Source organism: uncultured Campylobacter sp. (assembly GCF_937996225.1).
In the GTDB taxonomy this organism is placed as follows: Bacteria; Campylobacterota; Campylobacteria; order Campylobacterales; family Campylobacteraceae; genus Campylobacter_B.
In genome coordinates this window covers 1-11,096 of the sequence record NZ_CALKTC010000052.1, presented here as the reverse complement: position 1 = coordinate 11,096, position 11,096 = coordinate 1, and the positions used below count along the sequence as shown (strand labels likewise).

6 protein-coding genes are annotated in these 11,096 nt (G+C 42.6%); 3 read left to right on the top strand and 3 right to left on the bottom strand.

Annotation, left to right across the window (positions count from 1 at the left end; all coding sequences use genetic code 11):
- The first annotated feature begins 248 nt into the window (after nucleotides 1-248).
- On the top strand, nucleotides 249-1,361 hold the full coding sequence (locus Q0174_RS06145) for a hypothetical protein (RefSeq protein WP_298042424.1): 1,113 nt from the start codon (nucleotides 249-251) through the stop codon (nucleotides 1,359-1,361).
- 291 nt (nucleotides 1,362-1,652) lie between these two features.
- Here the strand turns inward: Q0174_RS06145 and Q0174_RS06140 are convergent, their stop codons facing one another.
- The 3 genes from Q0174_RS06140 to Q0174_RS06130 form a co-directional block, all read right to left on the bottom strand.
- Complete coding sequence (locus Q0174_RS06140; RefSeq protein WP_298042422.1) at nucleotides 1,653-3,284, bottom strand: cation:proton antiporter; 1,632 nt, start codon at nucleotides 3,282-3,284, stop codon at nucleotides 1,653-1,655.
- A 488-nt stretch (nucleotides 3,285-3,772) separates the two neighbouring features.
- A complete protein-coding gene (locus tag Q0174_RS06135; RefSeq protein WP_005870178.1) occupies nucleotides 3,773-4,084 on the bottom strand; it encodes a helix-turn-helix transcriptional regulator in 312 nt (103 codons plus the stop codon).
- A 12-nt stretch (nucleotides 4,085-4,096) separates the two neighbouring features.
- Nucleotides 4,097-5,011, bottom strand: coding sequence for a DnaJ C-terminal domain-containing protein (locus Q0174_RS06130; RefSeq protein ID WP_297960816.1), 915 nt, complete (start codon nucleotides 5,009-5,011; stop codon nucleotides 4,097-4,099).
- 168 nt (nucleotides 5,012-5,179) lie between these two features.
- Between Q0174_RS06130 and Q0174_RS06125 the strand changes: the two genes are divergently transcribed.
- Complete coding sequence (locus Q0174_RS06125; RefSeq protein WP_298042419.1) at nucleotides 5,180-6,601, top strand: Do family serine endopeptidase; 1,422 nt, start codon at nucleotides 5,180-5,182, stop codon at nucleotides 6,599-6,601.
- 866 nt (nucleotides 6,602-7,467) lie between these two features.
- Nucleotides 7,468-11,096 (top strand): hypothetical protein (locus Q0174_RS06120; protein WP_298042417.1); only part of this gene is annotated, 3,629 nt, incomplete at its 3' end.

Genomic DNA, 11,096 nt, shown 5'->3' with positions numbered 1-11,096 from the left:
TTATGAATGAAGCAGGATAAATTTTGAAGCTAAATTTAGCTAGAAATGAAGCGTAAATTTAGCCTGCCAAAAATTTTATCGATAAAATTGCAAGAGCCGGTAAGTATTCGCTTTTAAAATTTAATGTGAAATCAGGATCGCTTGTCTGCCAAAAAAGAAGCAAGCCAAAAAGCCCGCTTCATTAAATTTAAAACGCTACAGAGTAAAAAAGCAAAATTTGAGTTAAAATAACCGAGAAAGGCAGTAAAATGCAAATGCAAAAAGATAAAATCCCCGCGGACATCAGCCAAATTCCACAAGAAATTTTAAAAAGCTACGATAGATTTCGCTTTTGTAGATATCTGTTTTTTGGGACACTTTTGACCTTCCTGATTTATATCGTCGTGTTTCTTACGTTTGTACATAATGCGCCCATAATGTCGTTTTTATGCATGCTCGCGCTATCTGCGATAAATATACTCGTCTGCCTAAGCAGGCTGAAGTATAAAAAATACGCCCTGCTTTTATTTAGCGATGCAGATAAAGCCTTTATGCTTATATGGATACATGTGGCTGCGATATTTTACGTCCTTTATGCTTTAATCGGATTTTATTTACAGATAAAATATCACATAGACTGGGATACGCGTCAGATTATACCCGCTATTTTTATCGCTATTCCGGTGGCGATAATAACATATAACGCAAATCCGGAATTTAACGCCGATGAGACCGTGTATCTACCGGCACCAAAATCGCAGACAAAAATTAGCGGAGTCGTCATCGATAAAATTTCCGGCGAGCAAAATTTTAACAAAACAAACGACAAGGCGCAAGGCGCCCAAGATGAAGCCGCTAAATTTGAGCAAAAATTTAATGACGCGAGCCTTGAAGCAGAATCTATCCAAAGAAAAGAGGAGGCGCTGGAATACGGCAAAGCTCTAGCACAAATTGCAAAAAATTTAAAGCAAAAATATCAACTTCACCGTTTGATCAGATTTGCTTTCGCGAGTTTTGCAACAACGGTTTTTTTGATTTTATTTTTACCAAATTCGTACGAATTACACTGGGCGTTTATAGTTAGCGCCGTTTGCACGATTATATTTTTCTTTTCAAAACGCAGATACAGCAAACTTTTCGTAGAAAATCCCAAAAAAAGCAATACGATTTTCGCGATAGAAAATTTTGCGATTGTGACATTGGTTTTGTATTATCCCATTATGGCTATAGCGTTATGGCTTGCCGGCGGCGGTAGTGAATCTAGCGATATAGGGCTATTTTTTGGCTTCTTTTATCTTCTAGCAGTGACGCCTGTGTCCGTTATTACTACCCTTGTTTGCCTAGCACGCAACTTAAGCGTTTATAAAGAGATAAAAGAGTGAAATTAGTAAAATTTAAACGAGTTTTTAAATAACTTTATCGCTCAAATATATTTCATCAGCTCCTTGTCTAAGTATTCTTTAGCTATGGAAGGACAGCTTAAATTTAGAATTTAAATCAATCCAAAGCAGCACTTTGCACCTTTAAAATTTGCAAGTCAGCTATTATAAATATATCTATTATCTGCGTTCATTAAAACGCTTCAAATTAGCTGAGTATAGAAGTAAGAATAAAGAAGCGTGGATATTTTAGGCATAGCAAATGCAATTAAATTTGATCTTAAACGCTCAAGGCTACTGCGTTAGCTTGCATTTCAGCGCCTCTTGTAAAAGCGCATTGGCTACTACTCTCTCCTTTTTTACGAAGATAAAATTTTCGCCGTATTCGCTCTGCAACTCGCTTTGCGGATCGGCGCCCGTATGCATCACTATGATATTTGCTTTTAAATTAGAGCCGTTTAGCATCTTAGCGACGATGTCGAGCTTTTGCTGATTTGCGATCGTTAGGATGATGACTGACGCTTCGCGCGCATGCAGCTCGTCGATCGCAGTTTTTTGCATTATATTTACAAAGTATATGTTCTCTCCGCGCGATTTGCCCAGATCCACAAGCTCTAAATCACTCTCGGCGACTACATATAGCAGCCCCTGATCTTTAAGGCGCAGCACCACTTCTTGCCCTATCCTGCCGTAGCCTGCTACAATGATATGATTTTTCATCGGCGGGATTTGGGTTTTATGCTCCTCATCCTCGAGCTTTTCAACTTTAGACTCGAAACGGTTGGCGATTTTGTTTAAATTCTTAAGGATAAACGGCGTTAAAATCATCGTCGCGGTTACGACTGTAATTAAAATTTGCCCATTTTCCTTACTTAGCATATCGCGGCTCATCAACAGCGAAAAGATTGCAAGCGCAAACTCACCTATCTGGCATAGCGACAGCGCTGCTTTTAGCGCTATCCTTTTGCCGGTCGAGAGAAATAAGATCGCGTAAATCACAACCGTTTTAAGCGCCATTATAACGATAATAGCGAGCAGGATCAGCCCATAGTGCGAGACGATGACTTCAAAATTTATCTGCATGCCAATCGTGATAAAAAAAAGCCCCAGCAGTATGTCTCGAAACGGCGTCATATCAGCCTCTATCTCGTGTTTATACTCGGTTTCTGCGATGAGCATACCTGCGATGAATGCGCCCAGCGTGTATGAAAAGCCGAATACATGCGCCAAAAAGCTAGCCCCCACGACGGTAAAAAGGATGGTCGCGATAAAAATCTCTTTAGAATTCGTCCTTACGACGTAGTAAAGGAAGCGATTGAAAGCAAATTTGCCGAGCACGAAAAGGATCACTACGACTATTGCAGCGCTTACGGCGGTTTTTAAGATTAGATAATTCACGGGGGTATTGTCAGTTGAGCCGAATATGTCTATCATCAGCAAAATGGGAATGACGGCGAGGTCTTGAAAGAGCAGGATTCCAAGTACCTTGCGCCCGTAGTTTTGGTTGATTTCACCTGTTTCGTTGAGCGTTTTTAGCACGATCGCCGTAGAGCTAAGCGCGAGCGCAAGCCCGATAATCATCACGGTTTTTATGTTTCCGCCGAAAGCTTGATCGATGATGAGCGCTAGAATAATACCGGTGCCGAGTACTTGGAGTATGCCGTTAAAAAATACGTCCTTTTTCATGCTCATCAGGTGATGGAAGCTAAACTCAAGCCCGATGGTAAACATCAAAAAGACGATGCCGAATTCCGCCAGCTCGGACATATGGGCGTTTTCGACACTGCTTAAGCTATATATCTGTGAAAAGCACACGCCCGCGACGATATATCCGATGATAGTGGGAATTTCAAAAATTTTAAAGACGATATTTAGCACTATCGCAAGCGCGGTGATCGCAAGAAATAGCTCTATGACAAGCTCCATTAGCTCCCTTTTTTGTAAGATTATGCATAAAATTTAGCGCTAAATTTATTGTCAAATTTTACATTATCCGCGACCATTTACCGGAGGCGATAATCGATGAAATTTTATCTTTTCATATAAATTTACGGGTAAATTTTATAATGTGATTTTACTAAAATCCCGCTTAAAAATAGAGAAATTATGTCGCACTTTATCGCTAAATTTAGAGGTTTGCGGTAAAATTTTAATGTCTAACGCGGCTTGGAATTTTAAATTTTAAAGCTAAATTATATCAAGGCGACTTTTAAATTTAATTGTAAGAAAATTCGCCCGAGTTTGCTTAGCGCAACTTTAAATTTGACGCGCCCACAAATCCGCATTGAAAATCAAAATTTATCGCTTGAATCTACGCTTGAGAGACGATCTTGCTTTTTAATAGCATTAAAATCTCAGCTTATAGCACCAGGATCTGATTTTTGCTGAGCTTTAAAATTTTTATTTCGCAGACCTTAGTCTGTCTCTCCGCCAAGCTCTAAAATTCTAGCCCGCAGCTCCTCGATCTCGCGCTCATACTCGGCAATCCTTTCTTGCAGGCGAAAGATCACATCCACGCCCGCAAGATTGACGCCAAGCTCCTTTGTAAGGTTTAAAATCATGCGTATGCGGTCCATATCATGCGCCGAGTACAGGCGCATCTTGCCCTCCGTGCGCCCCGGACTCACGAGCCCTTCGCGCTCATATTGCCGCAATGTCTGCGGATGGATATCTAGGACCTTCGAGACTATCGATATGAGATAAACCGGCTCATCGTAATCATGCATTTTGATGCCTCCTTATAGCTTTTGCAGCGCGGCTTTGACGTCCTCATCCAGCGAATCGACGTCGGGAAGGACGACGTTTACCACCGCGTATAGATCGCCTAAAATTTTACTCTTGCGGTTTTGCACGCCGTAGCCTTTTAAGCGGTATTTCTGCCCGTTTTTGGTATTTTTTGCGATCTTTATTGTTGCGCTTTTGCTCGGCGTCGAAATTTCTACTTTTCCGCCAAACATCGCCGTTTTCAAAGGCACGTCAATCTTTTTGAAAAGATCGTCGCCTTCGCGGCTATACTCGGCGCTTGGCGCGATTTTTATTTCCAAAATTAGATCGCCGCTTTGAGCGCCTGATTTTTGTCCTTTACCCCTGATGCGTAGCTTCTCGCCCGCATTTATACCCGCGGGCACTTTAAATTTAACCGTCTCGCCGCCTATGCGCACGCTCATCTCACCGCCTTGTATCGCGGTTTCAAAAGGAATTTCAATCGAGCTGTGCGTATCTAGGCTCTGTGCGCCGCCAAATCCGCCGCCGAAACTGCTGCCGCTAAAGCCGCTAAAACCTTCGCCGCCACCAAAAGAGCTGAAACTAAATCCGCCGCGCGAGCCTGCGCTTTTTGCGCCGAAAGAGCCGCCGAAAATGCTGTTTAGGATGTCGTTTAGATCGCCCATATTTGCCGAACCCTGCGCGAAATCGTGAAAATTCTGTCCGCCGAACATCTCATCGCCATGGCGGTCGTACTGCGCACGCTTTTTCTCGTCGCTTAAAATTTCATACGCGGCGTTGATCTCTTTAAATTTATCCTCAGCTCCTGGTTCTTTATTGATATCCGGGTGATACTTGCGAGCTAGCCTGCGGTAAGCTTTTTTAATCTCCTCGGCGCTTGCTGATTTATCCACGCCTAAGGTTTCGTATAAACTGCTTGTACTTGCCATTTTAATCCTTAAAATCTTAAAATTTATGTAGATTATATCATAAAACTTTAGTGAGTGTCAATCAAGTTTGCTAAATTCTATTTATAAATTTTAATTTTGCGTTAAGAATATATTAGCGGACAAAATTTATAATTCCGCCAAAATTTCATTATCACAAAGGAAGCAAAAATGAAAAAATCGATCATTATATCGATAGCTTTAGCAGGTGCGCTTTTTGGCGCCAGTATCGACATTAAAGAAGCTCCAAGCAATTATGAACGCGTAAATCCGGGCTTTAATCAAGACGTGGTGCTTTCGTATCACAGCTCACTTGCGGACGTAAAAAAATCCGTCGTCAATATTGCAACTAAAACCAAGATCAAAGCAGGTAACAGCCCGATGTCGCAGATGTTTGACGATCCGTTTTTTAAGCAATTTTTCGACTTTGACATTCCGCAACAACAAGAGCGCGAGGGAAGCTCACTAGGCTCTGGTGTCATCATCTCCGAAGACGGCTATATCGTCACAAATAATCACGTAATAGAAAACGCCGACGAGATCGTAGTTACGCTATTAGAAGGCGATAAGGAATATAAAGCCAAGGTAATCGGCACCGACCCTAAAACCGACCTTGCAATTATTAAAATCGACGAAAAAAATCTCTCTGCGGTTAAATTTGCCGACTCGTCCAAGGCTATGGAGGGCGATATCGTCTTTGCTATCGGAAATCCTTTCGGCGTGGGCGGCACCATCACTCAAGGCATAATCTCGGCGCTAAATAAAAACAATATCGGGTTAAATCAATATGAAAATTTCATCCAAACCGACGCTTCGATCAATCCAGGCAACTCAGGCGGCGCGCTAGTGGATAGCCGCGGTGCGCTTTTGGGAATAAATTCCGCTATTTTAAGTCGCGGCGGCGGAAATAACGGCGTAGGCTTTGCGATCCCTTCAAATATGGTAAAAGAGATCGCTGAAAAGCTCATCACAAACGGCAAGATCGAGCGTGGCTTTATAGGCGTTACGATCTCAGATATGTCTAAAGATCAAAAAGAGCTCTATGAAAGCAAAGAGGGTGCGCTAATCTCAAGCGTCGAAAAAGACATGCCTGCCGATAAAGCAGGCATCAAGCGCGGCGATTTGATTACCAAAATAAACGGCAAATCTATCAAAAACGCCAACGAGCTAAAAAATTTAATCGGCTCAATGGCTCCAGGAAGCTCAGTGGATGTAGAATTTGAGCGCGACGGCAAAAGTAAGAGTACGACTATCAAGCTAGACGCGATGAAATCCGACTCCACCATCTTAGGCTCAGCCGGCGAGGACTCAAAAAGCGCAATAGAGGGGCTAAAGCTAAGGACGTTAAATGACAGCTTGCGCCGCAAATATAACCTCGACGACGATGTCTCGGGCGCCCTCGTCTTAAGTGTCAAAGATGGCTCAAAAGCCGATGATTACGGCTTTGAGGTAGGCGACGTGATCATCCAAGTCGGTCAAAACGATGTCAAAAGCTCAGACGACTTCGATCGATACATCAAAGATTACAAGGGCAAGAAAACCCTAGTTTGGGTTATCAGACGCGGAATTCCGCAAGGTCTTGTAATCCGCTAAGCTCGATTCGCGAGGCTTTAGCGGCGAGAAACGCGAAAGCGTTAAAATTTAACCGCGGCAAGCCCAGCTTAAAGCATTAGCGGAACATTGCGAGTAAGCCAGCAGAAATTTTTGGGATTTTGAACTTTCTGATAAGCGAAATTTCGAGCTTTCGAGCGCAAAAGATACATAATAAACTATAAAGATGGGCTTCCTGCAGGCATTAAAAGCTGCCGGAAGCTCTCTGTTATTTCAAGCACCTCCGCCGAAAGCCCTTTGCCATTTCAAAACACCGCTAAAAGCCCAGATTTTTCGCTTGAAATTCTTAGAATTTTGCCCCCCCTTGCTTTTGTTTTCACTTAGAATTTTTAAAATTTAACCCTCCGCGCCGCTACTTTATCGTTTTTATCGCCTCGCCTGGAACTTGCTTTAAAATTTTAATCTCTTTGCTAACAACATACCGCAGAAGTATGTGCTTCTAGCCTAGAATTACTTTAAATTTTAATTCTTCTCATATATATTGCTTCGCTTTAAATTCCACAAAATCCAAATTTTAGAAATTTGGTGCCCTACCATATTTCTGCTACCAGAAACTACCACCTTTTTATTCTATCGCTTTTTCCAGCTACGTCACTTCTTGGGAATTCCGCTGGCTAAATTTTAAAGTCAGAATTTTAAAATTCTGCTATTTTGTAATCGTAATTTTTCGTTTAAGCTTCAATAACAAAAATAAGCTGAAATTTTACTTTATTATCGAAAACGTTACATCGCGATACCCATTTTTTCGCGTTAAGCTACCTTTCGTTAGAAATTGTATTAAATTTATTGTAAATAGGTATTTTTATAGTATAATGGATAGTTTTTATTTTTTACGAAGGATTACAACTATGAAAGATATTAAGATACCGATTATTTCCGGTTTAAGTTTGGCGGCATGCTTAGCCATTGCTCCTTCACAAGCTTTAGCCGGTAATGGAGTCATAACGGTAACTAAAAGTGACGGCACCCCAAGTCAATTATATAAATCATCAGGCGAAAATTATTCGGGCGGCTTTGAAAGTAAAGCAAATGCTCACGGACAAAACGATAATAATATCGTAACAATAAGAGGCGTTACCTCGGGCGGCGAAAGTACTTGGAAGCGCACGATCTATGGTGGAGGCAACGGCGATGGTACCAATTTGGGGCAGGGTTTCTTATATGAGCAAGTTACCTCGGCAAATAATAATATACTTAATGTCAATAATGGCGCTACGGTGGCGATACTTGTGGGCGGCGAAGGAAAAGGCGCACAAAACAATACTGTAAATTTGAATGACGCAGAAGTTCATTATGTCGTACTCGGCGGTAACGGCACGTGGTACGGCAGAGCAAGCAATAGCGGAGACGCCATACACAATATCGTAAATGTTAGCGGCGCTACTAAGATATACTACAAGAATTTTAATAATTTTAACAGCACATCGCTAATGGGCGGTAGAGCGACCGGTACAAACCAAGCAAATAATAATGAAGTAAATATCAGTGGAACACCTATCATCGACGGTAGAATCGCGGGTGCTGCGGTAGAAAACGGCGGCGCAGACGGTAATAAAGTAAATATTACCGGTGTTGTAAATTTATCAAACGTAAATGGAGTAATAGCTGCAGAAAATAGCACCGCTATTTTGCAAAACAATGTCGTAACTATAGATAATAACGGCGCTAAAGTCACTGATGTTTTGGTCGCCAACGGTACAGGCGGCGGCATTACCGGAGGCGGCGGTAAGGCAACGGCTAAAAACAACCACGGTTGGTTGAAAAAAGGCGAAGTTGGAAATATCAACGGCGCGTATATGGTTAGCAAAACCGAAAAAAATCACTCTACTATAGAGGGTGGTCATGTAACTAACTACGTATACGGAAGTTATTATAGAAACGACGCTCATAATCTTGCTTCCAATAGCCAGGGCGATTATGTTACCATCAGCGGCGGTACCGTAGATAAAGCGATTTATGGCGCTTTTACATATTACGGCGACATAGATGGAGCTCATGTAGATATGAGTGGTGGTAAAGTCGTGGGCACGAATGTTGCTGGCGATGACGGAGTATTTGGTGGGCTTAGCTACGACGGCACTGTTAATAATAGCTATTTAGATCTAACAGGCGGTGAGATAAGCGGTGATGCAATCGGCGGAAGAAGCAACAATAAAGATGTCGCGAATAACTACGCAAAAATTAATGATGGCGCAAAAATAGGCGGAAGATTGATCGGTGGAGAAAGTCGCGGCGGAACGGTTACTAATAGTTATTTAGATCTGACCGGCGGCGAGATCGGTCAACAAGCCATAGGCGGCAAGAGCAAAACAGGCGCTTCAAATAATAAAGTAACCTCTATTGGCACGACTTTTAAAAAGGGCGTTACCGGCGGAGAAAGCTCTAACGGCGCCGTAACCGGCAGTAGGGTATTTTTGACTAGCTCCAAAGTCGGCGAGAATATTTATGGTGGTAATGCAGCAGGTGGCAAAGCGGAAGATAACCATGTCAAACTTAGAGGGAATAACGTCGTAACCGGTGAAATTTACGGCGGCACATCCACTACTAACGATGCTTCAAGAAATATAGTAGATATAGAAGACGGCGAAGTAGGCGGTACGATTTTTGGCGGAAGAGGCGTAAACTCATTTAACAATACCGTAAATTTAACTCGCACTCACGCCAAAAATCAAGTCAACGGTGGCGGCGTTAATACGAGCGGCGGCAGTACCCACGATAATAAAGTAACCTTAGACGGCGCTAAGGTGGACGGTATCGTAAGCGGCGGTCAAGCCAATAGCGGAGATGCCGCAAAAAATATCATAACGGCGCAAAATAACTCAAAAATAAATTCCGTTATCGGCGGTCAGTCTTCAAGCGGAGCCGCCAAATTAAATGAGGTACATTTAAGCGATAGCGCCGTAACGAAAGAAATTTACGGCGGATATAGCATAAGCAATAATGCAGAAGAAAATATCGTAAATTTAACGAATACTACCGCGAATGATGAAGTCTACGGCGGATTAAGCTCACAAAAAGCTGCCGATAAAAATACCGTGAAATTAAACGGCGGCGAATCTAAAAAGAATGTTTGGGGCGGATACGGTCGTACCGGCACCTCGCAAAACACCGTGACGGTAGAGAGAGGCGCACTGGTAGCGGGCAACGCACTGGGCGCAGAGGCGACAGCCGGCAGCGCAACCAATAACACCGTAAATGTCGATAGCGGCAAAGTTACTGGCGACGTAAAAGGAGCAAAAGCTAGCGGCTCCGCAACCAATAACACTGTAAATTTAAAAGGCTCAGCTAGAGTTGACGGTAACGTCTACGCTGCAGATGCCACTAGCGGTAGCGGTAACAGCGTAAATTTCCATAGCGGAAGCGTAGGAGGAACGATATATGGTCTATCTAATACAAGCGGTACCAATAATAGCCTAAACGTATATAACGCCTCTACTCAAAAAACCGCAGGCGATATAGCAAATCTAAACGTATTAAACTTTAATGGAATTTCAAACGCTAACGGTAGCGCCGCAACTGCAGCTTTAAATTTAACCGCTACCGGCAACACCGATATCAATAACGCTAAGTTCCAACTAAACGGAATAGATTACGATCCAAGCAATGATAGCTACGGCTCTTTAAATATAGAGGATGGTAAGGAGTATTATCTTATCCGCAATGCGGGCAATACCTTTACAGGCTTCACTGAAAAGGCTAAGCAAACAACTAGTGAGTTTACGCTTAAAAACTCTACCACCTACGATATAATGCTAAAAGGCTTGATTAAGAGCAGCGACGATCAGTCTATCTTGATCCAGGGAAACAAGCTAACCGGCAGAAAAATTTCCAATGACGGTAAATTTGACGGTGGAGAGATCAATAAATACGGAAATATTCCAAATCCTATCATAAATGTAGTAAGCGACGATCCTTCTCATCCTACGAATTTTAACGGCTTAGATATTGATGGCGGCAATAACTCGACCGTAAATTTAATCAGCGGCGATAATATCGGCAATATCTCGGGCGGCAACGGAAGCAAACTCAACGTAGGTAAAGATACTTCTAATCCCGCGGCTCCTAATTCAATCACTGCTAAGAATATCAGCGGATTTGACGATATCGATATCTTTATGCCACCTACCGTTAAAGACGGCGATTCGATGATCAAGCTAACCGATCCTACTGCCAATACAGATCTAAGTAATATGCGCGGTAAGATCACTGCTTATGTTAGCGGCAATACGGATGTAGGCGATACCAGCACGATCCATCTAATAGATAAACAAGGAAGCGGACAACTGCTCTTGCCTAACGCTGATCATCTGCAGACCAAGGTTCAACAAGGCGCTACCATAGATTATGAAACATATGCGATGGTAGATGCAAACGGAAGAGCGCTAGATCTTAGATTTAGCGGCAAAAGAAGGGTAAAAGACGATACCAAATCCTTCGCAGAAACCAGAGCTGCAAGCTTAGCTAGCTTAAAGAGCGG